This is a genomic window from Streptomyces sp. HSG2, assembly GCF_016598575.1.
GTDB lineage: Bacteria > Actinomycetota > Actinomycetes > Streptomycetales > Streptomycetaceae > Streptomyces.
Map to the genome: position 1 here is coordinate 4266852 of NZ_CP066801.1, position 24592 is coordinate 4291443.

Annotated in this window: 20 protein-coding genes; 9 read left to right on the forward strand and 11 right to left on the reverse strand. The window is 71.7% G+C overall.

The window, feature by feature from the left end; all coding sequences use genetic code 11:
* Window positions 1-22 precede the first annotated feature (22 nt).
* Genes JEK78_RS18450 through JEK78_RS18460 form a run of 3 tightly spaced genes read right to left on the reverse strand, consistent with a single transcriptional unit; the run spans window position 23 to window position 3642 of the window.
* Window positions 23-2332: an ABC transporter permease gene (locus JEK78_RS18450; protein WP_200264239.1), complete on the reverse strand. Its 2310-nt coding sequence runs from the start codon at window positions 2330-2332 to the stop codon at window positions 23-25.
* Window positions 2333-2374: 42 nt separating this feature from the next.
* Entirely contained in the window at window positions 2375-3130 is a 756-nt protein-coding gene (locus JEK78_RS18455; RefSeq protein WP_242483134.1) for an ABC transporter ATP-binding protein, read from the reverse strand.
* Window positions 3127-3642: a PadR family transcriptional regulator gene (locus JEK78_RS18460; RefSeq protein WP_200261103.1), complete on the reverse strand. Its 516-nt coding sequence runs from the start codon at window positions 3640-3642 to the stop codon at window positions 3127-3129. The genes JEK78_RS18455 and JEK78_RS18460 overlap by 4 nt, the downstream gene beginning before the upstream one ends.
* Before the next feature lie 141 nt (window positions 3643-3783).
* On the opposite strand from JEK78_RS18460, the gene JEK78_RS18465 reads away from it, so the two are divergent.
* The 5 genes from JEK78_RS18465 to JEK78_RS18485 all read left to right on the forward strand — a co-directional run bounded on the left by JEK78_RS18465 (window position 3784) and on the right by JEK78_RS18485 (window position 10493).
* Window positions 3784-5055 carry an ABC transporter substrate-binding protein gene (locus tag JEK78_RS18465; RefSeq protein ID WP_200261106.1) on the forward strand — a complete coding sequence of 424 codons (1272 nt, stop codon included), beginning with the start codon at window positions 3784-3786 and terminating at the stop codon, window positions 5053-5055.
* A 231-nt stretch (window positions 5056-5286) separates the two neighbouring features.
* Window positions 5287-6909: a glycoside hydrolase family 13 protein gene (locus JEK78_RS18470; RefSeq protein ID WP_200261109.1), complete on the forward strand. Its 1623-nt coding sequence runs from the start codon at window positions 5287-5289 to the stop codon at window positions 6907-6909.
* 35 nt (window positions 6910-6944) lie between these two features.
* Window positions 6945-8267: an ABC transporter substrate-binding protein gene (locus JEK78_RS18475; RefSeq protein ID WP_200261113.1), complete on the forward strand. Its 1323-nt coding sequence runs from the start codon at window positions 6945-6947 to the stop codon at window positions 8265-8267.
* A 5-nt stretch (window positions 8268-8272) separates the two neighbouring features.
* Complete coding sequence (locus tag JEK78_RS18480) at window positions 8273-9616, forward strand: sugar ABC transporter permease (RefSeq protein WP_200261116.1); 1344 nt, start codon at window positions 8273-8275, stop codon at window positions 9614-9616.
* A gap of 37 nt (window positions 9617-9653) precedes the next feature.
* A complete protein-coding gene (locus JEK78_RS18485) occupies window positions 9654-10493 on the forward strand; it encodes a carbohydrate ABC transporter permease (RefSeq protein ID WP_200261119.1) in 840 nt (279 codons plus the stop codon).
* Window positions 10494-10580: 87 nt separating this feature from the next.
* On the opposite strand, the gene pgl is transcribed toward JEK78_RS18485, so the two are convergent.
* From pgl to tkt, 5 genes are read right to left on the reverse strand one after another with little or no spacing between them, the layout of a single operon-like run.
* Complete coding sequence (gene pgl, locus JEK78_RS18490; RefSeq protein WP_200264241.1) at window positions 10581-11321, reverse strand: 6-phosphogluconolactonase; 741 nt, start codon at window positions 11319-11321, stop codon at window positions 10581-10583.
* Window positions 11322-11365: 44 nt separating this feature from the next.
* Window positions 11366-12427 carry a glucose-6-phosphate dehydrogenase assembly protein OpcA gene (opcA, locus tag JEK78_RS18495; RefSeq protein WP_200261122.1) on the reverse strand — a complete coding sequence of 354 codons (1062 nt, stop codon included), beginning with the start codon at window positions 12425-12427 and terminating at the stop codon, window positions 11366-11368.
* Entirely contained in the window at window positions 12424-13947 is a 1524-nt protein-coding gene (gene zwf, locus JEK78_RS18500; protein WP_200261125.1) for a glucose-6-phosphate dehydrogenase, read from the reverse strand. Before zwf ends, opcA begins: the two co-directional genes overlap by 4 nt.
* A gap of 3 nt (window positions 13948-13950) precedes the next feature.
* Window positions 13951-15069, reverse strand: a complete 1119-nt coding sequence (tal, locus tag JEK78_RS18505) for a transaldolase (RefSeq protein ID WP_200261128.1) — start codon at window positions 15067-15069, stop codon at window positions 13951-13953.
* 34 nt (window positions 15070-15103) lie between these two features.
* Window positions 15104-17191, reverse strand: a complete 2088-nt coding sequence (gene tkt, locus JEK78_RS18510; protein ID WP_200261130.1) for a transketolase — start codon at window positions 17189-17191, stop codon at window positions 15104-15106.
* Between the two features lie 398 nt (window positions 17192-17589).
* On the opposite strand from tkt, the gene JEK78_RS18515 reads away from it, so the two are divergent.
* Together JEK78_RS18515 and JEK78_RS18520 are read left to right on the forward strand one after the other, a co-directional pair.
* Entirely contained in the window at window positions 17590-18543 is a 954-nt protein-coding gene (locus tag JEK78_RS18515) for a heme o synthase (protein WP_200264242.1), read from the forward strand.
* 81 nt (window positions 18544-18624) lie between these two features.
* Window positions 18625-18957, forward strand: coding sequence for a hypothetical protein (locus JEK78_RS18520; RefSeq protein ID WP_200261132.1), 333 nt, complete (start codon window positions 18625-18627; stop codon window positions 18955-18957).
* Between the two features lie 354 nt (window positions 18958-19311).
* Here the strand turns inward: JEK78_RS18520 and JEK78_RS18525 are convergent, their stop codons facing one another.
* From JEK78_RS18525 to JEK78_RS18535, 3 genes are all read right to left on the reverse strand, one after another.
* Complete coding sequence (locus JEK78_RS18525; protein WP_200261134.1) at window positions 19312-20349, reverse strand: COX15/CtaA family protein; 1038 nt, start codon at window positions 20347-20349, stop codon at window positions 19312-19314.
* A 73-nt stretch (window positions 20350-20422) separates the two neighbouring features.
* On the reverse strand, window positions 20423-21139 hold the full coding sequence (locus JEK78_RS18530; protein ID WP_200264243.1) for an ABC transporter permease: 717 nt from the start codon (window positions 21137-21139) through the stop codon (window positions 20423-20425).
* Window positions 21140-21198: 59 nt separating this feature from the next.
* Window positions 21199-22122, reverse strand: a complete 924-nt coding sequence (locus tag JEK78_RS18535) for an ABC transporter ATP-binding protein (RefSeq protein WP_200261136.1) — start codon at window positions 22120-22122, stop codon at window positions 21199-21201.
* Window positions 22123-22401: 279 nt separating this feature from the next.
* Here JEK78_RS18535 and JEK78_RS18540 point away from each other — a divergent pair, with 279 nt between their 5' ends.
* Together JEK78_RS18540 and sufB are read left to right on the forward strand one after the other, a co-directional pair.
* Window positions 22402-23133: an ArsR family transcriptional regulator gene (locus JEK78_RS18540; RefSeq protein WP_200261138.1), complete on the forward strand. Its 732-nt coding sequence runs from the start codon at window positions 22402-22404 to the stop codon at window positions 23131-23133.
* Entirely contained in the window at window positions 23130-24551 is a 1422-nt protein-coding gene (sufB, locus tag JEK78_RS18545; protein WP_200261140.1) for a Fe-S cluster assembly protein SufB, read from the forward strand. Before JEK78_RS18540 ends, sufB begins: the two co-directional genes overlap by 4 nt.
* The last annotated feature ends 41 nt before the right edge of the window (window positions 24552-24592 follow it).

Genomic DNA, 24592 nt, shown 5'->3' on the forward strand with positions numbered 1-24592 from the left:
CGCCTCCCCAAGAGCGGGGCGCTCAGGCGACCGAGTCCAGCGTGTCGCCCAGTCGTCGGCGGACCGCCCGGGAGGCGGGCAGGACGGCGAGGATCACGGCGCCCAGGACCGCGCCCCCGCCCAGCGCCAGCGCCAGCGCCGGCGAGGGCCCCCGCGCGATTCCGGAGCCGATGCCGCTGGAGGCACCCTGGCCGTCGATCAGCCAGTGCGAGAGCGGCAGCCCCAGCACCAGGGCCAGGATGACCGCGGCCAGCGCCGTCAGACCGGTGGCGATCACTGCGACGGAGGCGACCTGTCGCGGCGACAGTCCCGCCGCCTTCAGGGCGGGAAGATCGCGCTCGCCCTCGCGCACGGTCCCGCCGATGGTGGTCAGAAGATCGATCAGCCCGATGAGGGCCAGGACGGTCGTCAGGCCGAGGACGACCTCCCGCAGCGGCGACAACCCGTCCGCCGGGTTGTCCACCGTGTGGGCGTCCATCCGCCCCCCGCCCGCGCGCGCGATGCGCTCGGCGACGCGCTCGGGGTCGGCGTCGGGGGCGAGGCGGACCCGGTACAGCGTGGGACGGAGCGCCGGGTCGTTCTGCCGGAGGGTGTCCAGGGAGGTGGAGACCACACGCCCCGCGTTCTCGGGTTCGATGGCGCGTCCCACGATGTGCAGGATCTGCGGTCGATCCCCCACGGTCATCCGCACCCAGTCTCCGACGTCCACCCGCAGCAGGTCGAGCAGTCCCTGCCCGGCCACGGCCTCGTCGGGGCCGCGCGCCGCGCGACCCTCCACCACGGCGTACGGATAGGGGTCGGCGCGCGTGCCGAGTCCGCGCAGGGCGATCGTGGCCGTCTGGCCCGGGACCAGCGCGGCCATCTCCACGCCCGGGTGGGCGGCGACCACGTCCGGATCACCCTCGATCCGCGCACGGGCGTCCGCGTCGCCCATCGCGGGGTCGGCGCGGACGGTGAGGGCGGCTGCCAGTCCGACCTCCTCGGGATGGCGGTGGAAGGCGTCGATGGTGGTCCACGCGCCGAGCGCCACCACGATCAGCAGCAACGGCAGGGACAGTCGGCCGATGGTGGCGGCTGTCCGGCCGCCTCGCCGGAACGCCGCGTGCCAGCCGAGGACGGCGGCGGCCGGTACCCGCAGCCGGGGCACCCCTCGCATCCGCAGGCCCAGGGCGCCACGGGCGAGGCCGGAGAGCCCGTTCCCGCCGGCCACCGCGGGACGGGCCCGCGGCACCGCAGGCACCCGTCCGGCCCGCCAGGCGGCCAGCCCGGTGGTCGCGCCGATGAAGACCACCACGCCCACCGGTACGGCGAACAGGGTGGCGGTGTGACCGACCAGACCCTGCCAGACCCCGACCGCCTCGCCGAGGCGTCCGGGAACCAGCCCGCCCAGCGCCTGGACCAGAGTCGCCCCGAGAACGGCACCGAGCACGGCGTAGGCCAGGTGCTGGAAGAGGAACACCCCGACGACCTGGCCGGGGGTGAAGCCGATCGCCTTGAGCACCGGGATGTCCCGGAGGTGTCCGCGAACGCGCGTGCCGATCGCCCCGTGCACGGCCAGCCCGGCGGCGAGCAGCGCCCCCAGCCCGAACAGCCCGAGCACCTGTCCGAGCAGCCGGTTGTCGACCTGTGCCTCGCCCCGGGCCTCCTGCCAGGTGGTGACGCGTTCGATCGCCCCCGATCCGAGCGCGGTCACGGCCCGCTGCACGGCGTAGCCCGTGTCGTCGGGCTCGGTCAGCCGCAACCCGACCGCCTGTCCGTCGGGTCGGGGCACGTCCGCCGGCAGCGCCCACACCAGCCCGGGACGCTCCCCGGCGCGGTAGCGCGGCTCGGGGCTCTCCGCCACGCCAACCACGGTGAGCGGCGCGCTCGCGTCCGGGAGTTCCAGGGCATCGCCCGGCTGCACGAGGAGCGCGGCTGCCAGGCGGTTCTCCAGGACGACGCCGCCGGGATCGCCCGGGTCCAGCCAGGTCCCGGAGGTGAGGAGCGGACGCCCCACGGCGGGCAGACCGGGCGTGCCGCGCAGTTCCACGGCTGCACGGGTGCCGCGCGTCGTGGTCACCGTGGTGTCGGCGGTCGGATAGGGCCCGGCGACCGACTCCACGCCGTCCAGCTCGCGCAGCGCCCCGGTGTCGGCCTCAGCGCCGGTGTGCAGCCACACGTGAGCCCCTCGCGCCTGACCGAAGACGCGTTGCCACGGGTTGGTGGCGTGCCCGAACAGGGCCGCGGCCAGCAACAGCGAGGCGACGACGCCCGCGGTGGCGAGCACCAGGAACAACGCTTCCCCGCGATGCGCCCGCAGGTCCGCGTGGGCCCAACGGAGGGCGGCTCGCACGTCTCTCACCCCCGCCGGGATCGCGGGTCGGGCACGGGCATGTCAGTCCCTCAGCTCCAGCACCCCGGAGGCCCCGGACCGGCGGGCGGGAGGGTTTCCGGTCAGGTCCGCGTCGTCGGCCACCGCTCCGTCGAAGAAGCTGATCACGCGGTCGGCGGCGCTCGCCAGCCGGGCGTCGTGGGTGACCAGCAGGATGGTCTGTCCGCGCTTGTGGAATCGGGACAACAGGCGCATGACCTCGCGGGTCCCTCGACTGTCGAGACTGCCCGCCGGCTCGTCGGCCAGGAGTAGCGGGGGGTGGTTGACCAGCGCTCTGGCCAGGGCCACCCGCTGTTGCTCGCCTCCGGACAGTTCGCCGGGCATGGCGCGGTCCTTCCCGGACAGCCCCAGCTCGCCGAGCAGCTCGGCCCGCTTCTCGCGGGCCCGTCCGGGGGGCGTTCCGGCGAGGAGGGCGGGCAGCTCCACGTTGTCGGCCACGGAGAGGCTCGACACGAGGTTGAAGAACTGGAACACGATGCCGACGCGGGTGCGACGCTCCACCGCCCAGCGGCCCTCGGACCACTGGTCCGTCGGGGTCCCGTCCAGCCAGAGCCGGCCCGCGTCGGGTCGTTGCAGACCGCCCAGCAGGTGCAGGAGTGTCGACTTGCCCGCCCCCGAGGGCCCGGTGATCGCGACGAACTCGCCACCGCGCACGCGGAGGTCGACACCGCGCACCGCGGGGACCGGAGCCCCCTCGCCGTGGTACGTCTTCACCAGGCCCGAGGCGCGCAGGGCAGGGGTGGGTGCCTCCTCGCTCACCTCAGTTCCTCCAGCTCCTCCTGGCACCGCTCCAGCCAGTCGAGGTCGGCCTGCAGGTGCAGCATCGCGCCCTCGATCAGCAGTTGTGCGATGCGGTTGTTCCGGTCTTCGGCGGCGGCGAGCCGGGACAGCTGCCGCATCGTGTTCAGGTACTGCCGGCGCTGTCTGTTGATGAGGGCGACCTGGTCGGCGAGTCCGGACTGGGGCGCCAAGGCGAGCTTCATGAAGAACTCGTCCCTGACCCGGGGCTCGTCCGCGGTCTCCTCGAACCAGAGGCGCAGGGCCTCCCGACCCGCGTCGGTGAGGTGGTAGACCTTCTTGTTGGGGCGGCCGGACTGCTCCACGTCCTCGCCCTCGATCAGCCCCGTCTTCTCCAGGCGGCCGAGGGTGACGTAGATCTGGCCGACATTCGGCTGAGGGTACGCCGAGCCCAGGATTTGCTCAAGGTCCTGTTTCAGCTCGTAACCGTGGGCCGGGCCACGAGCGAGGAGCGCCAGGAGGTGCGGGCGCACTCGGCTGTCCTCCCGTTCTGGTCGTGTGCCGCAGACCCTAGTATCACGTATACCCAACCGGTATACATGGCCTCTGACCGGGCGACGGCGCCCGGTCCGGCGCGGGCCGCGCGCCGGGATCGCTCGTGTCGGGAGGTGCCCATGCGGTGGATCGGTGCCGCCGGGAGGGGCCTCCTCGTCCTGTTGGTGATCATGACAGGTTACGCCGCGTCGGGAGTGCGCGCCCCGGAGGGGCTCGCGGAGGGTCGTGGCCCGCTGACCCTGGCCACCGCCGGGGACCTCACCGGGTACCTGGGCCCGCTGCTGGAGGGCTGGAACCTGACCCACCCGGACGAGCGGGTCACGCTCGTCGAACTCCCGGACTCCGCCGACGAGACCCGCGCGCAGATGGCCACCGACCTTCGCGACGGCGACCGTCATCGGTTCGACGTCCTCAACATCGACGTCAACTGGACCTCCGAGTTCGCCGCGGCCGGGTGGATACGTCCGTTGCCGCGCGAGCGTTTCGCGCTGGACGCCTTCCTTCCTCCCGTCGTGGACACCGCGACCTACGACGGCCGACTGTTCGCCGTGCCGTACGTCACCAACGCGGGTCTGCTGCTGTATCGGGAGGACGTACTGGAGGCCGAGGGGGTCGAGCCGCCGAGGACCTGGGCGGAACTGGAGCGGCAGGCGAGCACCCTGGCCCCGTCGCACGGTCTCGACGGCTACGCGGGGCAGTTCCTCCCCTACGAGGGGCTCACCGTGAACGTGGTGGAGGCGGTCCACTCGGCCGGTGGCGAAATCCTCGGTGACGAGGGGCGGCGGGTCACGGTCGACTCCGAGGCGTCTCGGGAAGGGCTCGGCCTGTTGGTGCGCGGGGTGCGGGAGGGCTGGATACCCCGGGAGGCGCTCACGTACAAGGAGGAGGAGTCCAGGCAGGCGTTCCAGGACGGGCGCCTGCTCTTCCTGCGCAACTGGCCCTATGCCTACGTGGCCGCCACCGCCCCGGGTTCATCGGTGGCGGGGAAGGTCGGCGCGGTGCCGCTTCCCGGCCCGGACGGCCCGGGGACCAGTGTCCTGGGAGGCTCCAACCTCGCCGTCGGCTCTCACGCGCGCCATCCCGACTCGGCCGCCCGGCTGCTCGCCTACCTGACGGGGGAGAGCGCCCAGCGCGAGGTGTTGACCCGGGGGGCGCTGCCGCCCGTCCGGGCCGATCTGTACGACGACCCGGAGCTGGTCCGCGACTTCCCCTATCTGCCGACGCTGCGGGAGAGCGTGCTGGCCGCCGCGCCGCGTCCCAAGAGCCCGCACTACGACCAGGTCAGCCTGGCCGTGCAGGCGGTCGTGTACGACGCGATGACCGGGCACGAGACGCCCGAGAGCGCCGTGCGACGGCTGGCGCGGGAACTGGCCGCCATCTCCCGCCGCTAGCGCCCGACGCCGCGCCCGCGTCGGGCGAGAGGCGTGCGCTCGGGTGTGGAGACACCTGCTTCATGGTTACGCGTTAGGTAACGCTCGCATCTCATTCATGCGGTCAATATGGACATATGCCAATTAATGGCCGCAGTCTTGCTCATGTTTCGTCTGCCCGCCGTTGACACTCTCCTGATGGCGCTACTTAACATGCATGTAGACGTATCGGAGCGACAGGCGGGCTGACGGGTGAACGGACACCACTGGTGGCGGGACGCGGTGATCTATCAGGTCTACGTCCGCAGCTTCCTCGACAGCACCGGCGACGGCGTCGGGGATCTCGCCGGGGTCCGGGCCGGGCTGCCGTATCTGCGCAGACTCGGCGTCGACGGCGTGTGGTTGAGTCCCTTCTACCCTTCCCCCCAGCACGACCACGGCTACGACGTGGCGGACTACCGTGGCGTCGACCCGCTCTTCGGCGACCTCGACGAATTCGACCGGCTCGTCGAGTCGGCCCACAGGCTGGGCATTCGCGTCCTGCTGGACATCGTGCCCAACCACTGCTCCAGCGAGCACCCGTGGTTCCGTCGAGCGGTCGAGGACGGGCCCGGGAGTCCGGCCCGCGCCCTCTTCCACTTCGCCGACGGCAGCGGGCCCGACGGCGCCGAGCCGCCCAACAACTGGCACGCCATGTTCGGAGGCCCCGCCTGGAGTCGGGTCACCGAGCCCGACGGTCGGCCCGGACAGTGGTACCTGCACCTGTTCACGCCGGAACAACCCGACTGGAACTGGCGCGCCCCCGAGGTCGGCGCCGAGTTCGAGCGCACCCTGCGCTTCTGGCTCGACCGCGGCGTCGACGGGTTCCGCATCGACGTGGCCGCCGGTCTCTTCAAACACCCCGACCTGCCCGACTCGCCCGACCCCGAGGCGGACGCCCGGACCCGTGACTCCGTCAACCCCCTGGCCTGGAACCAGCCCGAGGTCCACGACGTCTGGCGGCACTGGCGGTCTGTCTGCGAGGACTACACCGCCCGGGACGGACGCGAACGCCTCCTCGTCGGCGAGGTGTCCGTACCGACTGCCCGCGAGCACGCGCGCTACGTCCGTTCCGACGAACTCCACCAGGCCTTCTTCTTCGACCTCCTCGGCGCGCCGTGGGACGCCGACGCCTTCCGGAAGGTCATCGCGGAGGCGATGCAGGACATCGCGGGCACCGGGTCGACGGTGACCTGGGTCCTCAACAACCACGACCAGGTGCGCACCGTCACCCGCTACGGCGAACCCGCGCAGGGGGCCGGCGGCCTCGGCGCCGCCCGGGCCCGCGCCGCCGCGCTGCTCATGCTGGCCCTGCCCGGGGCCGCGTACGTCTACCAGGGCGAGGAACTCGGCCTGCCCGAGGTCGTCGACCTCCCCGACGACGTCCTCACCGACCCGATCTTCCACCGGACCGGCAGCCGGGCCCGGATCCGCGACGGCTGCCGCGTCCCGCTGCCCTGGTCCGGACAGGCTTCCCCGTTCGGCTTCACCTCCGGGGCACAGGGCGTCAAACCGTGGCTGCCCCAACCGGCGTACTTCGCCGAGTACGCGACCGACCGGGCCCTCGCCGACACGAGGTCCTTCTGGCATCTGTACCGCGACGGGCTCCAGTTCCGCTCGGAGCTGCCGCAGCTCGGCGAGGGCACCCTGCGGTGGCTGGACACCCCTCCCGGTGTGCTGGCCTTCGTCCGGGGCGAGGGACTGGTCTGCGCCGTCAACTTCGGCACCGCCCCCGCCCCCGCCCCGGTTCCGGGACCGCCCCTGCTGGCCAGCGGCCCCTGTCCGACCGGGGAACTGCCCGGCTCCACCGCCGCCTGGTGGATGGCCGACCTCTGAACCCGCGTCACCCACACCGTGAAGGGACATCGACGATGATGCGACGACGTACCACCTTGCTCACCGGCTGCACGGCGCTCGTGCTCGCCCTGGGCGCGACCGCGTGTGGAGGAGGGACCGTCGAGGCCGGCGGCGACAAGTCGCTGGACGGCAGCACGGTCACCGTGGCCGGTGTGTGGTCCGGCGCGGAGCAGGAGAACTTCCAGAAGGTGCTCGACGCCTTCTCCGAGAAGACCGGGGCGCGCACCGAGTTCGTCGCGACCGGCGACAACGTCTCGACCGTGGTCGGCAGCAAGATCGAGGGCGGCAACGCCCCCGACGTGGTGATGGTGCCGCAGGTCGGCGTGCTGGAGCAGTTCGCCGAGGCGGGCTGGCTCGAACCGCTGTCCGACACGGCCCGGGAGTCGATCGAGGCCAACTACGCCGGGGTGTGGCAGGACTACGGGACCGTCGACGACACCCTCTACGGCCTCTACTTCAAGGCCGCGCACAAGTCCACGGTCTGGTACGACCCGGACGCGCTCGCCCAGGCCGGCGTCCGGCCTCCCACGACCTACGAGGAGATGCTGGACGCCGGACGCGCGGTGTCCGACTCCGGCCTGGCCGCCTTCGCGGTCGCCGGGCAGGACGGTTGGACCCTGACCGACTGGTTCGAGAACGTCTACCTCTCGCAGGCCGGGCCGGAGAAGTACGACGCCCTCGCCGCGCACGACCTGGCGTGGACCGACGCCGGCGTCGTCGACGCGCTCACCACGCTCGGGGAACTGTTCCAGGACGACCGGCTGGTCGCCGGCGGCCAGAAGGGCGCCCTGACCACGGACTTCCCCGGCTCGGTGGAGAAGGTCTTCGGCCCCGCGCCCGACGCCGCCATGGTCTACGAGGGCGACTTCGTGGCCGGCGTCGCCAAGGACCAGTTCGGCCGGACGATCGGGGACGACGCCGACTTCTTCCCGTTCCCCGCGGTCGGCGACGGCCCCGCCCCCGTGGTCAGCGGGGGCGACGCGGCCGTCGTCCTCAAGGACGGCGCGAACTCCGAGGCCGGAATGGCTCTGATCGAGTATCTGGCCGGTCCGGAGGCCGCGGCCGTGTGGGCCGCGGAGGGCGGTTTCCTCTCCCCCAACAAGCGACTCGACCTCGCGGCCTACGCCGACGACGTGACCCGTGCCATCGCCGAGTCGTTGGTGGAGGCCGGTGACACGGTCCGGTTCGACATGTCCGACCAGGCACCGGCCGCCTTCGGCGGGACGAAGGGCGCCGGGGAGTGGAAGATCCTCCAGGACTTCCTCCGCGACCCCTCCGATCCCGAGGCGACCGCCGCCGCGCTGGAGGCCGCCGCGGCCAAGGCCTACCAGGACTGAGGGCCATGACCGCGACCCCGACCAAGGGACCGCCCTCCGCCGACGCCGGCCGCTCCGCGCGCGCCCGACGGCGGAGGCGGGTCACCGCCCTCCTCTTCGTCCTGCCCGCGCTGCTCCTGCTCGGTGCCCTCGTCGTCTACCCGGTGCTCTTCTCCGTCGGTCGGAGCCTCTTCGACGCCTCGGGGACCCGCTTCGTCGGCGGTGAGAACTACGCCGAGATGTTCCGTGACCCCGCCACACTCACGGCCATCCGCAACACCGCGATCTGGGTCGTGGTGGCGCCGGTCCTGCTGACCGGCCTCGGGCTGATCCTCGCCGTGCTGGTGGAGAAGGTCCGCTGGGCGACCGCGTTCAAGCTGCTGCTGTTCATGCCGATGGCGGTGTCCTTCCTGGCCGCCGGGATCATCTTCCGACTCGCCTACGACGAGAACCCGGACAAGGGCGTGCTCAACGCGGCCGTCGTCGGCGTGCACGACGCCGTCACGGGCGGCTCGCCCTACCCGGCCGCGCGGCCCCGGCCGGGCATGGGGCTGGAGGAGGGCGGTGACGGCTCCTACCTGACCGAGGCGTCACCGGGTCGGACCGTGACGCTGGGGTTGGTCGGGGTCAGGCCCGACGACGTGCCCGCCGACGCCGAGGACGCCCTCGCCGCCGCCGAACGGCGAGCGGGCGCCGACGAACTGCGCGGCGTCGTCTACCTGGACTTCACCCCGGGTGGCGGAGGAGAGCCGGGCGTCGTCGATCCCGGGGAGCGGGGACTGCCCGGGATCGAGGTGGAGGCGCGCCGAGACGGGACGACGGTGGCCACCACGACCACCGCGGCGGACGGCTCGTTCGCCTTCGAGGGACTCGACGACGCCACCTACACGGTGGAGTTGCCGGCCCGGAACTTCGCCCCGCCCTACCAGGGCGTGTCGTGGCTCGGCCCCGCACTCGTCACCCCGGCGATCATCGGCGCCTACCTCTGGATCTGGACCGGGTTCGCGATGGTGCTCATCGGCGCCGGACTCGCGGCGCTGCCCCGGGACGCGCTGGAGGCGGCCCGAATGGACGGGGCCAACGAGTGGCAGATCTTCCACCGGATCACGGTGCCCCTGCTGGCACCGGTGCTCACCGTCGTCTTCGTCACCCTCGTCATCAACGTGATGAAGGTGTTCGACCTCGTCTACATCATCGCGCCGGGCCCGGTGCAGCAGGACGCGACGGTCCTCGCCACCCAGATGTGGCTCGTCTCCTTCGGCGGTGGCAACGACCAGGGCCTCGGCAGTGCCCTCGGTGTGCTCCTGCTGCTGCTGGTGGTCCCCGCGATGGTCTTCAACGTCCGCCGCTTCAGGAGGAACCAGCGATGAGCGAGACCGACGAGAAGCGGGCGCGGAGGAGGAACCGATGAACGCCGTCAGGCGCCTGGTGGGCAACGGGGTGGTGCGGGTCTTCCTCGTCCTGGTCGGCCTGGTCTGGATGACCCCGCTGGCCGGTCTGTTCCTGTCGTCCCTGCGAACCGCCGAGGACACCGCCGAGGGCGGCTGGTGGACGGTTCTGGCCAGTCCCGGTCAACTGACCCTCGACAACTACTCCGCGCTCCTGGGGAACACCGGAATCACCCGGGCCTTTTGGAACACCGTCCTGATATCGGTGCCGACCACGGCACTGGTCGTGGTCGTCGCGGCACTGGCCGGCTACGCCTTCGCCTGGCTGGACTTCCCGGGGCGCGACGCCCTCTTCCTCCTCGTCGTCGCCCTGCTGGTGGTGCCGGTCCAGATCGGCTTGCTCCCGGTGGCCAAGCTCTTCGGCCAACTCGGCCTCTTCGGCACGATTCCCGGAGTTGTCCTCTTCCACGTGGCCTACGGGCTGCCGTTCGCGGTGTTCCTGTTGCGGAACTACTTCGCCGAGTTGCCCAAGGAGATGCTGGAGGCGGCCCGGATGGACGGCGGCGGGGAATGGCGGATCTTCACACGCCTGGTACTGCCCGTGGGGCGCCCGGCCATCGCCAGCCTCGCCATCTTCCAGTTCCTGTGGGTGTGGAACGACATGCTCGTGGCGCTGCTCTTCGCGGACAGCGGCTCCCAGCCGCTGACCGTGGCGCTCCAGTCGCAGATCAGGCAGTTCGGCAGCAACATCGACGTCCTCGCGCCGGGTGCCTTCCTCTCGCTCGTCGTCCCGGTGGCCGTGTTCTTCGCCTTCCAGCGACACTTCGTCCAAGGGGTGATGGCGGGGTCGGTCAAGTAGGGCCGCACCGCGGGCGAGGAGCCCCGCCCCGCGACCGGACCGGCGCGGGGCGGGGCTCCTCGCCCGCGGAGGCGTGGCCGGACGCGGTCACTGCCGGGTCGGGCCGGGCGAACGAAGTTCCGAAGGCAGCCGGGACGCCGCAGCGGCGTCGAGCAGCCACAGCGTCTCGGACCGGCCCCGAGCCCCCGCCGCCGGCGCCCGGACCTCATCGGCGCCGGACAGCGCCAGCGCGGCGGCGCCGGCCTTGTCCTCACCGGCCGCGAGCAGCCACACGGCGCGGGCCTCCCGGATCGCCGGCAGGGTCAGCGACACCCTGGTGGGCGGGGGCTTGGGCGAGTCCCGCACGCCGACCACGGCTCGCTCGGTCTCGCGCACGGCGGGAGACTCGGGGAAGAGCGAGGCCACGTGGGTGTCCGGGCCGACGCCCAGGAGCAGGACGTCGAAGGCGGGAACCGTTCGGCCGGGGCCGGCGGCACGCGCCAGTTCCCGGGCGTATTCGGCCGCCGCCGCGTCCACGTCCTGCCCGTGCGGGCCGTCGGACGCCGGCATCACGTGCACCCGTTCCGAGGCGAGCGGCACCGAGTCCGCCAGCGCTTCCCGGGCCTGTGTCACGTTGCGGTCCGGGTCTCCCTCGGGCAGGAAGCGTTCGTCGCCCCACCACAGGTCCAGCCGCGTCCAGTCGATCGCCTCCCGGGCCGGCGCGGAGGCGAGGGCGGCGAGCAGACCGTTGCCGTTGCGCCCACCGGTGAGCACCACGGAGGCGTGACCGCGCGCCGCCTGGGCGTCGACCACGGCGGTGATCAGCCTCGCCGCGGTGGCCCGGGCCATCACCCGCTTGTCCCGGTGGACCACCAGTCGGGGCGCGGGCGCGCTCACTTCGCCGCCGACTTCCGCACCGGCGGCGTCTCCTGCGCCGCGTGCGCCGCGGGCGCCTTCGCCGCTTCCTCGATCGGGGTGGGGACCGCCAGGGGCGCCGACGCCCCTCCCTTGGTCCCGCCGTCGCCGGCCGGGCCGTTCAGGCGCTTCAGGCCTTGGCGCAGGGCCGAGGCGTAGGTGTCGTCGGGGTCCAGCCGCCGCAGTTCCTCGGCGATCAGCTCCGCTGTGTCCCGGCGCTTGAGCGCCACCGCGCGGTCGGGTTGGCCGTGGATGGACAGGGTCGCGAGAGTGCCGTCGCCCCGGTCCAGGGCGATCGGGCCGCAGTCCGTGTCCAACCGGACGGCGGTCAACCCGGGACCGGCGGAGGAGGACCGCTCCACGGGCACTCCCAACCGCTCGGCGAGCCACATCGCCAGCAGCTCGCGACTGGGGTCGACTTCCTCGCCCTCCACCTGGACGCCCCGTACTTCGCAGGCCACCTGGTCCAGGGCCGCCGCCAGCATCGACCGCCACGGCGTGATCCTGGTCCAGGACAGGTCCGTGTCGCCCGGGGTGTAGTTGCGAGCCCGGGTGATCAGCTCCGCGACGGGCCGCTCGCACGCGTAGGTGTCGGTGACCCGACGCTGGGCCAGGGAACCCAGCGGATCGCTGGCCGGGTTCGTGGGCGCGTCGGCCGGCCACCACACCACGACCGGCGCGTCCGGCAACAGCAGCGGCAGCACCACCGACTGGGCGTGGTCGACGACCTCGCCGTGCAACCGCAGCACGACCGTCTCGCCGGTGCCCGCGTCGGTGCCGAGGCGGACCTCGGCGTCCAGCCGGGACCTGGTGCGGTCGCGGGGGGTGCGCGAGACCCGCCTGATCACCACCAGGGTCCGTGAGGGGTGCTCGTGCGAGGCCTCGCCCGCCGCCTTCAGCGCGTCGTAGGCGTTCTCCTCGTCCGTGACGACCACGAGGGTGAGCACCATGCCGATGGCCGGCGTGCCGATGGCCCGGCGGCCTTGCACCAGTGCCTTGTTGACCTTGCCGGCTGTCGTGTCGATGAGGTCGATCTTCATGGCCGGCGCCAGCTCCGTCCGTCTCGCTCGAGCATGTGGTCCGCCTCGGCGGGTCCCCAGGTACCGGCGGGGTACCGGGCCGGGGCGCCGTGTCGTTCCCAGTACTCCTCGATCGGGTCGAGGATGCGCCAGGACAGTTCGACCTCCTCGGTTCGGGGGAACAGGTTGGCGTCGCCGAGGAGGACGTCCAGGATGAGTCGCTCGTAGGCCTCGGGGCTCGACTCGGTGAAGGACTCGCCGTAGGCGAAGTCCATCGAGACGTCCCTGATCTCCATCGACGTGCCGGGAACCTTCGAGCCGAACCTGACCGTGACGCCCTCGTCGGGCTGCACTCGGACGACGATCGCGTTCTGTCCCAGCTCCGCGGTGGCGGTGGAGTCGAAGGGGGAGTGGGGGGCGCGTTGGAAAACGACGGCGATCTCCGTCACGCGGCGGCCCAGCCGCTTGCCGGTGCGCAGGTAGAAGGGGACGCCCGCCCAGCGGCGGTTGTCGATCGCCAGTCTGATCGCGGCGTAGGTGTCGGTCTTCGACTTCGGGTCGATCCCCTCCTCGTCGAGGTAGCCGATGACCTTGGCTCCGCCCTGCCAACCCGCCGCGTACTGGGCACGCACCGTGTCCCGGCCCAGGTCCTTGGGCAGCCGGACGGCCCCGAGCACCTTGGTCTTCTCGGCGGCCAACGCGTCCGCGTCGAAGGAGGCGGGTTCCTCCATGGTGGTGAGGGCGAGGAGCTGGAGCAGGTGGTTCTGGATGACGTCGCGGGCCGCGCCGATGCCGTCGTAGTAGCCCGCCCGGCCACCGATGCCGATGTCCTCGGCCATGGTGATCTGGACGTGGTCGACGTAGGACCGGTTCCAGATGGGCTCGAACATCTGGTTGGCGAAGCGCAGCGCCAGGATGTTCTGGACGGTCTCCTTGCCCAGGTAGTGGTCGATCCGGAAGACCTGGTCCGGGGCGAAGACCTCGTGGACGATCGAGTTGAGCTCCTCGGCGGACCTCAGGTCGTGGCCGAAGGGCTTCTCGATGACCGCCCGTCGCCACGCCCCCTCCGACTGATCCGCGAGGCCGTGCTTCTTCAGCTGCTGGATGACGACCGGGAAGGACTTGGGCGGCACCGAGAGGTAGAAGGCGAAGTTGCCGCCGGTACCCTGGGCCTTGTCCAGTTCCTGGATGGTGTCGCGCAGCCGGACGAAGGCGTCGTCGTCGTCGAAGGTGCCCTGGACGAAGCGCATGCCCTGCAGCAACTGCTGCCAGACCTCCTCCCGGAACGGCGTGCGCGCGTGCTCCTTGACCGCGTCGTGCACGACCTGCGCGAAGTCCTCGTGCTCCCAGTCCCGACGGGCGAAGCCGACGAGGGAGAAGCCGGGCGGCAGCAGGCCGCGGTTGGCCAGGTCGTACACGGCGGGCATAAGCTTCTTGCGGGACAGGTCGCCGGTGACGCCGAAGATGACCAGGCCCGACGGCCCCGCGATGCGCGGGAGCCGTCGGTCCGCGGGGTCACGCAGCGGATTGCTGCTCGACAATTTCTAGCCCTCCGAGGGAGCGAGGCGCCGCAGCTCCGCCTCGGTCGACTTCAACAGGTCGTTCCAGGAGGCCTCGAACTTCTCGACGCCCTCGTCCTCCAGCAGCCTTACCACGTCGTCGTAGGCGATCCCCAGGGCCTCGACGGCGTCGAGGTCGGCGCGGGCCTGCTCGTAGGTGCCCGAGACGGTGTTCCCGGTGACCTCGCCGTGGTCCTCGGTCGCCGCGAGGGTGGCCTCCGGCATGGTGTTCACCGTGTTGGGCGCGACCAGTTCGGTGACGTACATCGTGTCGCTGTACGCCTTGTCCTTCACGCCCGTCGACGCCCACAGCGGACGCTGGCGGTTGGCGCCGGCCTTCTCCAGGGCGGCCCAGCGGTCGGACGAGAAGACCTGCTCGTACGCCTGGTAGGCCAACCGTGCGTTGGCGACGGCCGCCCGACCGCGCACGGCCTTCGCCTCGTCGGTCCCCAGGGCGTCGATCCGCCGGTCGATCTCGGTGTCCACGCGCGAGACGAAGAACGAGGCCACGGAGTGGATCGGGGAGAGGTCGAGACCACGCTCGCGGGCCTGCTCCAGGCCGGTCATGAACGCGTCCATGACCTGTCGGTAGCGGTCCAGGGAGAAGATCAGCGTCACGTTGACGCTGATGCCGTTGGCGATGGTCTCGGCGATCGCCGGAAGTCCGGCCTCGGTGGCAGGGATTTTGATGAAGGTGTTGGGGCGGTCCACCAACCAGGCCAGCTGACGGGCCTCGGCGATGGTGGCCCGGGTGTTGTGCGCGAGTCGGGGGTCCACCTCGATGGAGACGCGGCCGTCGCTGCCGCCGGAGGCGTCGTGGACCGGGCGCAGGATGTCGGCCGCGTCTCGGACGTCCGCCGTGGTGATCATCCGGACGGCCTCCTCCACCGTCACCCCGCGCGCGGCCAGGTCCGCCAGCTGTCGTTCGTATCCGTCGCCCGACGAGATCGCCTTCTGGAAGATCGTCGGGTTGGTGGTCACACCGACGACGTGCTGCTGATCGATCAGCTCGGCGAGGTTGCCGGACGTGATGCGCTTGCGGGACAGGTCGTCCAGCCAGATCGCGACGCCCTCCTCGGAGAGGCGCTTGAGTGCGTCGGTCATGGAATATGCATCTCCTACGTGTCGTATACGAACGTCAGCGCCGTGCGGCGGCGATCGATTCCCGGGCCTGGTCGGCCACGTTCTCGGCGGTGAAGCCGAACTCCCGGAAGAGCGTCTTGCCGTCGGCGGAGGCCCCGAAGTGCTCCAGCGAGACCACGCGGCCGGCGTCTCCCACGTACTTGTGCCAGGTCAGGCCGATGCCGGCCTCGACGGCCACCCGGGCCTTGACGGCGGGCGGCAGGACGCTGTCCCGGTACCCCCGCTCCTGCTCCTCGAACCACTCCACGCACGGCATCGAGACCACGCGGGTCGGCACGCCCTCGGCCTGCAGCCGCTCGCGTGCCTCCACGGCCAGGTGCACCTCGGAACCGGTGGCGATCAGGAGCACCTCGGGCTCGCCGCCCTCGGCCTCGAACAGGACGTAGCCGCCTCGGGCGGCGGCGTCGTCCGGCTCGTAGGTCGGCACCCCCTGGCGGGTCAGAGCCAGCCCGTGCGGGGCGCCCTTGCCGTACTCCTTCGTCCAGCGCTCCAGGATCTCCCGCCAGGCGATGGCCGTCTCGTTGGCGTCGGCGGGTCGCACCACGTTCAGGCCCGGGATGGCCCGCAGCGAGGCCAGGTGCTCCACCGGCTGGTGGGTCGGACCGTCCTCGCCCAGGCCGACGGAGTCGTGCGTCCAGACGTACGTCACCGGCAGGTGCATCAGGGCCGACAGACGCACGGCGTTGCGCATGTAGTCGGAGAAGACGAGGAACGTACCGCCGTAGACGCGGGTGTTCCCGTGGAGGGCGATGCCGTTCATCTCCGCGGCCATCGCGTGCTCGCGGATGCCGAAGTGGATGGTGCGGCCGTAGGGGTCGGCCTCCGGCAGCGGGTTGTCGGCGGGCAGGAACGACGACGTCTTGTCGATCGTGGTGTTGTTCGAGCCCGCGAGGTCGGCTGAGCCGCCCCACAGCTCGGGGACCACGGCGCCCAGCGCCTGCAGCACCTTGCCCGACGCGGCCCGGGTGGCCACACCCTTGCCCGCCTCGAAGACCGGGATCTTCTCCGCCCAACCGGTGGGAAGCTCGCCCGCGGCCACGCGATCGAACTCGGCCGCGCGCTGGGGATCGGCGTCCCGCCACCGGCGGAAGGACTCCTCCCACGCGGCGCGCGCGGCCCGGCCGCGCTCCACCGCCCCGCGGGTGTGCGCGAGGACGTCGTCCGCCACCTCGAAGGATCGCGACGGATCGAAGCCGAGGACGCGCTTGGTGGCCGCGACCTCCTCCTCGCCGAGGGCGGAGCCATGGGCGGCCTCGGTGTTCTGCGCGCTCGGCGCGGGCCAGGCGATGATCGACCGCATGGCGATGAAGGACGGCCGGTCGGTGACCCGCTTGGCCTCCTCGATCGCCGCGTGGATCGCGTGCGGGTCCAGGTCGCCGTCCGCCTTGGGCTCCACCCGCTGGACGTGCCAGCCGTACGCCTCGTAGCGCTTCACGGTGTCCTCCGAGACGGCGGTCTCGGTGTCGCCCTCGATCGAGATGTGGTTGTCGTCCCACAGCAGGATCAGATTGCCCAGCCGCTGGTGGCCCGCGAGCGAGGAGGCCTCCGCGGAGATGCCCTCCTGAAGGCAGCCGTCGCCGGCCACGCAGAAGACGAAGTGGTCGAACGGCGACTCGCCGCGCGGGGCGTCCGGGTCGAAGAGGCCGCGCTCGTAGCGGGAGGCCATGGCCATGCCGACGGCGTTGGCGACGCCCTGGCCGAGCGGCCCGGTCGTCGTCTCCACGCCGGCGGTGTGACCGTACTCGGGGTGCCCCGGGGTCTTCGATCCCCAGGTCCGGAAGGCCTTCAGGTCGTCGAGCTCCAGGCCGAACCCGCCCAGGTACAGCTGGGTGTACAGGGTCAGGGAGGAGTGTCCGGCGGACAGGACGAACCGGTCGCGTCCGACCCAGCCCGGGTCGCTCGGGTCGTGCCGCATCACCTTCTGGAAGAGGGTGTAGGCGGCGGGTGCCAGGCTCATCGCCGTCCCCGGATGGCCGTTGCCCACCTTCTGCACGGCGTCGGCTGCCAGGATCCGGGCGGTGTCGACGGCCCGGCGGTCCAGCTCGGTCCATTCGAGATCTGTTGTGGTCGGCTTGGTGCTCACCCTGGGTCAGGGCTCCTCTCCACATGTCGGTTGCCGGTGAACGTGGCCGCGCACCGGCTGCCGGCTGTCTCGGCATCGGCCGGCCGCTGACGAGCCTACCCTCGCGAGTCGTGGCGGCTTTCCGCCGGAATCCAGAGTGCCGGGACTCGGTCAAGTTCGCCTGCCGACCTGGCGGGACGGCGTTCGACAGATGAATACGGATGCGCTCATCCGAACGCTCAATCGGGCCGATTCGCGCGCGTCGGAGCGGGCCCGACGCGCCCCGTCCACCCGGCCGCCAACACGACCCCACCCCCGCTGAGACCGGGGTGCGGGCAACGTCTAAAGTGGCGTGGTACGCGCGGGCCTTTGCCACCGCTCCATCGGGTGAGGGGCTTGCTGGGATGTCTCTGTCAGGGGTGTGCGTGACGGCCGTTGAATCCCGTCCAGCGGGGGTTGTCGGGACGAACCGGAGCCCGAGTCGCCGGCCGTTCGGGGCCCGTGTCATGGCGTTCGTGGCGCTGACCAAGCCGCGGATCATCGAGCTTCTGCTGATCACCACCGTTCCGGTGATGTTCCTCGCCGAGCGGGGCGTGCCCGACATGACGCTGGTGTTCCTCACCTGTCTGGGCGGCTATCTCTCCGCCGGTGGCGCCAACGCGCTCAACATGTACATCGACCGCGACATCGACGCCCTGATGGACCGCACTTCCCGGCGTCCACTGGTGACCGGGATGGTCAGCCCGCCCGAGGCGCTGGCCTTCGGTATCGCCCTCGCCGTCGTGTCGACGCTCCTCTTCGGTCTCACGGTCAACTGGCTCTCCGCGTGGCTCGCCCTGGGCGCTCTCCTCTTCTACGTGGTCGTCTACACGATGATCCTCAAGAGGCGGACGTCGCAGAACATCGTCTGGGGGGGCATCGCCGGCTGTATGCCGGTCCTGATCGGCTGGTCGTCGGTGACCGGCTCGATGTCGTGGGCTCCGATCGTTCTCTTCCTGGTGATGTTCTTCTGGACGCCGCCCCACTACTGGCCGCTGTCGATGAAGGTCCGGGACGACTACGCGCGGGTGGGCGTGCCGATGCTGCCGGTCGTCGCGTCCAACAAGGTGGTCGCCCGGCAGATCGTCGTCTACAGCTGGGTCATGGTGGCGGTCTCGCTGCTGCTGACCCCGCTCGGGTACACGGGGTGGTTCTACACGGTCGTCGCCTTGGTGGCGGGCGGCATGTGGCTGTGGGAGGCGCACGCGCTGCGCGGCAGGGCCCGCGCCGAGGTGACCGGGGCCGCCCTGAAGGAGATGCGGCTGTTCCACTGGTCGATCACGTATGTCTCGGTCCTGTTCCTGGCGATCGCGATCGATCCCTTCCTCCGCTGAGTCGCCGACCGGGGGCGGGCGTGGCGCGTGCCATGGCACCCGGCGTCGCCGAGTGGCCTACTCGTCGGTAGCATCCAGGTCATGGCAGACACGCAGCAGGCTGACCGCAAGGCCGAGCGCAAGGTGGCGCGACTGGCCCGGCAGATCGACTCCTTCGCCAAGGCCCACGGCGGTGCACAGGGCCAGGTGGCCTACATCGGCCAGATGGGTGCCCGACTCGTCCTCGTCGGCGAGGACGGCGCCTGGGGTGACCTGGTGGCGCCCTCCCGCGACATCGCCCGGAGGGCCGCGGACAAGTCGGGGATCACCGTGCACGACGACTTCGACGGCGAGTTCGCCGCCAAGATGCGCACGGGACCGTACGAGTGGTCGCGCATGGCCGGCCTGCAACTGGGCGGCCGTCAGGGCGACTGACGCCCCGTCGGGGGCTTGGCGAGATCCCGACGGCTCACCGCGCCGAAGTCCTTCGCCGGTTCCTCCCGAGCGCCGGGCGAAGCCGCTGGCCGGTCTGTTCCGCCCCCTCGCGACACCGGACCGGGTGGACCACGACCGGCGAACCCCTCGGCGGCTCTCGGGCGGCTCTCACGCCGCTCTCTCTCCTCGCCGTCCGGGCGCACGGGCCCCGGGCGGGCGGCGCGAGGCACCTGCGGGGCTCCTCGCTCGGGGCGCTCCCGCCGACCGGTGCCCGATGCCGGGGCGCGTCGACACGAAGGGGTCGTCGCGATCGGAGCCGGCCGGCGGGCCCGGTCGGGCGGAGTCGACGCGTGCCTAGCCGCGTCCGGCGATCGACGCCCCGCTCGCCTCGTACGAGTGAGTGTCCGGGTGCTGCGCGGGCGGCCCGGTCAAGGGGAGCGGGGGACGTTCGCGCAGCGAGAGCAGGACGCGCAGCGTCGCGATCCACACCGCGCACGACCCGAGCATGTGCAGGCCGACGAGGATCTCCGGCAGGTCGGTGAGGTACTGGGCGTAGCCGATCGCGCCCTGGGCGAGAAGGATCAGGAACAGGTCCCTGGTCCGCGCGGCCGGCCCCGGCGGCGCCTGGTTCGCCCGGAGCGCGAACCACAGGGCGAACGTCAGGGTGACCACGATCCACGCCAGCACGGCGTGTGCCCGCGTGACGGCCTCCCAGTCCACGGGCATCCGCGCCACGTCGCTGGAGTCGCCGGCGTGCGGGCCCGCGCCCGTGACCACCGTGCCGACCGCGATCAGCAGGGCCGTGGCGGCGACCAGCACCCACACCAGCTGCCGCACGGCGGGTCCGACCGAGGCGCGCGGGGCGCCCTCGCCCTCGCCGGCCCGGTGCCACATCACGGTGGCGACGGCGATGAGCGCGGTGGAGAGCATGAAGTGCGCGGCCACGGTGTAGGGGTTCAGCCCGACGAGCACCACGACTCCGCCGAGCAGGGCGTTGCCCACCACCACCCAGAACTGTGCCCACCCCAGCCGTACCAGTCCGGGCCGGACCGGCTTCGCCGCTCGCGCGGCGACGATCGCCCAGCCGACCGCGGCGCACAGGACGTAGGTCAGCAGCCGGTTGCCGAACTCGATCGCCCCGTGCACACCCATCTCGCGGGTGGAGGCGAGCGAGTCGGCCGTGCACTTGGGCCAGGTGGGGCAGCCCAGACCGGAACCGGTCAGTCGGACGGCGCCGCCGGTGACGACGATGATCACCGCCATCGCGAGTGCGGCGAGGGCCGCGCGACGGACGGTCCGGGGGTCCGGGGTCCACCGCGCGGCGACGAAGGCGAGCGGGTTGCGCGCCGCGAGGCCGGCGTCGTCTCGGGTCAGATGGGGCACGCGCACCATGGTAGGCGGGCGATTGTGCACGGCTTCACGAGGGCCCCCGCCAACGGGCCGCTCCCCGAAGAGCGTGCCTGGGTCAGTCCCAGCGGAAGAAGCGCCCCGCCGCGGTGAGCCCGACGACCGCCCAGCCGACGAGGATCGCCAGGGAGGCCCAGGGGGTCCCGCCGCCGTGCTGGAGCACCTCCCGGAGCCCCTCGGAGAGCGCGGCGAGCGGCGACAGCCCGAGCACCGCCTGGGCCGGCTCCGGGAAGCGGTCCAGCGGGACGACGACACCGCCACCGACGAGCAGCAGCAGGAAGACCAGGTTCGCCGCCGCCAGCGTCGCCTCCGCCTTCAACGTCCCGGCCATCAGCAGGCCGAGACCGGAGAACGCGGCCGTGCCGAGGGCGAGGAGCGCCAGGACCGCGAGAAGGCCCCCACGTGGAGACCATCCCATCGTCAGGGCGACCGAGGACAGCAGCGCGAACTGGAGCACCTCCACGGCCAGTACGGACAGGGTCTTCGCCGCCATCAGGCCCCGGCGCGGCAGCGGTGAGGCGGCCAGCCGCTTCAGCACTCCGTAGCGGCGCTCGAAGCCGGTCGCGATGGCCTGCCCGGTGAAGGCCGTCGACATGACCGCGAGGGCGAGGATGCCCGGGGTCAGGAAGTCCACCGCCTCGCCCGTCCCGGTGTCGACGATGTCCAGCGAGCCGAAGAGGACGAGCAGCACGGTCGGGATGACGACGGTGAGCAGCAGCTGTTCGCCGTTGCGCAGCAGCATCCGGGTCTCCAGCGCGGCCTGGGCGGCGATCATGCGCGTGAGAGGGGCCGCTCCCGGTCGGGGCGTGTGCGACCCGGTGCCCGTGGTCGTGGTCAAGAGCGCAGCTCCTTGCCGGTGAGTTCCAGGAAGACGTCCTCCAGCGTGTGCCGTTCGACCGCGATCCGGTCCGGCAACACGTCGTGCCGGGCACACCACGAGGTGACCGTCGCGAGCAGTCGGGCGTCGACTCCGCCGGCCACGCGGTAGGAGCCCGGCGACGGCTCGGCGGCGGTGCTGTCCGGGGGCAGCGCGCTGAGCAGGGAGTCGAGATCGAGCCCCGGGCGGCCCGTGAAGCGCAGGGTGTTCTCGGCGCCGCCCCGGCACAGCGCCTCAGGGGAACCCTGGGCGACGACCCGGCCGGCGTCGACGATGGCGACGTCGTCGGCGAGTCGCTCGGCCTCGTCCATGTGGTGGGTGGTGAGGATCGCGGAGACGCCGTCCGCGCGGATCTCGCGCACCAGGTCCCAGACCGCGCGTCGGGCCTGTGGGTCCAGGCCGGCGGTGGGTTCGTCGAGGAAGACCAGCTCCGGGCGGCCGACCACCGCCATGGCCAGTGCCAGGCGTTGTCGCTGGCCGCCGGAGAGCCGGCGGTAGGCCGTCCGCCCGCAGGAGCCCAGCCCCAGACGTTCGACGAGTTCGTCCACGTCCAGGGGGTGGGCGTGGAGCCGCGCCACGTGGCGGAGCATCTCGTCCGCCCGGGCCCCGGAGTAGACGCCCCCGCTCTGGAGCATCACGCCGACGCGGGGTCGGAGTCGCTCGCCCTGGCGGACGGGGTCCAGGCCCAGTACCCGGACCGTGCCGGCGTCGGGTCGCAGGTACCCCTCGCAGGTCTCGACGGTGGTCGTCTTCCCGGCGCCGTTGGGGCCCAGCACCGCCGTGACGCCGGGGTGGGCGACGAGGTCGAGGTGGTCCACCGCGGTCTTGGGTCCGTACCGCTTCACCAGGCCCCGGACCTGGACCACGGGCTCGCTTCGCATGGGTCACGAGTCTAGGCAGCCGCCCCGCGTCCCCGTGGAGGGGGTGGGGGGGCCGTCGGCGGCCGGGGCCGCCCAGGGCGCCCTTCTCGTCCGCGTGGCACCAGGGCCGCCGAGCCGGGCGCCACGCGGACGGCGCGGGAGCGGCTCGCCTGATGTCGCCGGGCCGGGTCCGGTGATCGTTGTCGCAGGTCAGGTTAGCTTTACCTAAGTGATACACGGCACCGTGAGGGGGGTCGACCGCGCTTGCCCGGTTCCGAGGAATTACGCAACAATGGCGTTGTGAAAAACGTCGGCGAGGTACCTCACGAGGAGCTCGCGACCGGTGAGCGGCCCACGCGGAACCGCGTCGCCCGGTCCGTCCTGGACCACGGACCGTCGACGGTCGCGGAGCTCGCCGGACGTCTCGGGCTGACCCAGGCGGCCGTCCGGCGCCACTTGGACGCGCTGGTCACCGACGGTGTGGTGGAGGCCCGCGAGCGGCGGGTGTACGGCACGCGGTCGCGTGGTCGCCCGGCGAAGGTGTTCGCCCTGACCGATTGCGGTCGGGACGCCTTCGACCAGTCCTACGACACCCTCGCCGTCGACGCGCTGCGCTGGATCGCGGAGCGTGAGGGCGGCGGTCAGGCGGTCGCCGCCTTCGCGCGGGCCCGCATCGCCGCGCAGGGCGCGGCCTACCGCAGCGCGGTGGAGTCGGCGACGCCGGAACGACGCGCGGAAGCGCTGGCCAAGGCCCTGACGTCGGACGGGTACGCTGCCACCGCGCGCAAGGGTCCGGTGGGCGAGCAGCTCTGCCAGCACCACTGCCCGGTCGCCCACGCGGCCGAGAAGTTCCCGCAGCTGTGCGAAGCCGAGACCGAGTTCTTCGCCGAACTCCTGGGCACCCATGTGCAGCGGCTCGCGACCATCGCCCACGGGGACGGCGTCTGCACCACGTTCATCCCCGAGACGTCCCCCACATCCACCACGACCCACCACACATCCGCCAGCACGGCCGGGAGGAACCCCGCATGACTCTCCCCACGGAGACTGCCCACCCCGAACTCGAGGGCCTGGGCAAGTACGAATACGGCTGGGCCGACTCCGACGAGGCGGGCGCCTCGGCGCGCCGAGGTCTGGGTGAGGACGTCGTCCGGGACATCTCCGGGAAGAAGGACGAGCCGGAGTGGATGACGAAGCTCCGCCTCAAGGGGCTGCGTCTCTTCGAGAAGAAGCCCATGCCGAACTGGGGGTCGGACCTCACGGGGATCGACTTCGACAACATCAAGTACTTCGTCCGTTCCACCGAGCGACAGGCGGAGTCCTGGGAGGACCTGCCCGAGGACATCAAGAACACCTACGACAAGCTGGGCATCCCGGAGGCGGAGAAGCAGCGCCTGGTCGCCGGTGTCGCCGCCCAGTACGAGTCGGAGGTGGTGTACCACCAGATCCGCGAGGATCTGGAGGAGCAGGGCGTCGTCTTCCTGGACACCGACACGGCCCTGAAGGAGCACCCCGAGCTCTTCAGGGAGTACTTCGGCACCGTCATCCCCGCCGGCGACAACAAGTTCGCCGCGTTGAACACCGCCGTGTGGTCCGGTGGCTCCTTCATCTACGTGCCGCCGGGCGTCCACGTGGAGATCCCGCTCCAGGCGTACTTCCGGATCAACACCGAGAACATGGGACAGTTCGAGCGGACTCTGATCATCGTCGACGAGGGTGCCTACGTGCACTACGTCGAGGGCTGCACCGCCCCGATCTACAAGAGCGACTCGCTGCACTCCGCGGTCGTCGAGATCATCGTCAAGAAGAACGCCCGCTGCCGCTACACGACCATCCAGAACTGGTCGAACAACGTCTACAACCTCGTCACCAAGCGCGCCGTCGCCTACGAGGGCGCGACCATGGAGTGGGTCGACGGCAACATCGGTTCCAAGGTGACCATGAAGTACCCGGCCGTCTACCTGATGGGCGAGCACGCCAAGGGCGAGACCCTGTCCATCGCCTTCGCCGGCGAGGGCCAGCACCAGGACGCCGGCGCCAAGATGGTCCACATGGCCCCCAACACCTCGTCCAACATCGTCTCCAAGTCGGTGGCGCGCGGCGGCGGCCGGACCTCCTACCGGGGTCTGATCGAGATCGGCGAGGGCGCCCCGGGCGCAAAGTCCAACGTCCTGTGCGACGCCCTCCTCGTGGACACGATCTCCCGTTCCGACACGTACCCCTACGTGGACGTCCGCGAGGACGACGTCTCGATGGGCCACGAGGCGACCGTTTCGAAGGTCTCCGAGGACCAACTCTTCTACCTGATGAGCCGCGGCCTGAGCGAGGACGAGGCCATGGCGATGATCGTGCGAGGCTTCGTCGAGCCGATCGCGAAGGAACTGCCGATGGAGTACGCCCTGGAGCTCAACCGGCTGATCGAGCTGCAGATGGAAGGCTCGGTCGGCTGACCCGGCCGGCACGGACCTCCCACCCCCCTACGCAACGGAAA

What these genes read in the sequence shown, in the direction of transcription:
- JEK78_RS18520 (WP_200261132.1), top strand. Translation starts at nt 18,625, where the DNA reads ATGGCAGACACGCAGCAGGCTGACCGCAAGGCCGAGCGCAAGGTGGCG.
- JEK78_RS18480 (WP_200261116.1), top strand. Translation starts at nt 8,273, where the DNA reads ATGACCGCGACCCCGACCAAGGGACCGCCCTCCGCCGACGCCGGCCGC.
- JEK78_RS18535 (WP_200261136.1), bottom strand. Translation starts at nt 22,122, where the DNA reads ATGCGAAGCGAGCCCGTGGTCCAGGTCCGGGGCCTGGTGAAGCGGTAC.
- JEK78_RS18475 (WP_200261113.1), top strand. Translation starts at nt 6,945, where the DNA reads ATGATGCGACGACGTACCACCTTGCTCACCGGCTGCACGGCGCTCGTG.
- JEK78_RS18530 (WP_200264243.1), bottom strand. Translation starts at nt 21,139, where the DNA reads ATGATCGCCGCCCAGGCCGCGCTGGAGACCCGGATGCTGCTGCGCAAC.
- sufB (WP_200261140.1), top strand. Translation starts at nt 23,130, where the DNA reads ATGACTCTCCCCACGGAGACTGCCCACCCCGAACTCGAGGGCCTGGGC.
- pgl (WP_200264241.1), bottom strand. Translation starts at nt 11,321, where the DNA reads ATGGCCCGGGCCACCGCGGCGAGGCTGATCACCGCCGTGGTCGACGCC.
- JEK78_RS18485 (WP_200261119.1), top strand. Translation starts at nt 9,654, where the DNA reads ATGAACGCCGTCAGGCGCCTGGTGGGCAACGGGGTGGTGCGGGTCTTC.
- tal (WP_200261128.1), bottom strand. Translation starts at nt 15,069, where the DNA reads ATGACCGACGCACTCAAGCGCCTCTCCGAGGAGGGCGTCGCGATCTGG.
- opcA (WP_200261122.1), bottom strand. Translation starts at nt 12,427, where the DNA reads ATGAAGATCGACCTCATCGACACGACAGCCGGCAAGGTCAACAAGGCA.
- JEK78_RS18465 (WP_200261106.1), top strand. Translation starts at nt 3,784, where the DNA reads ATGCGGTGGATCGGTGCCGCCGGGAGGGGCCTCCTCGTCCTGTTGGTG.
- JEK78_RS18525 (WP_200261134.1), bottom strand. Translation starts at nt 20,349, where the DNA reads ATGGTGCGCGTGCCCCATCTGACCCGAGACGACGCCGGCCTCGCGGCG.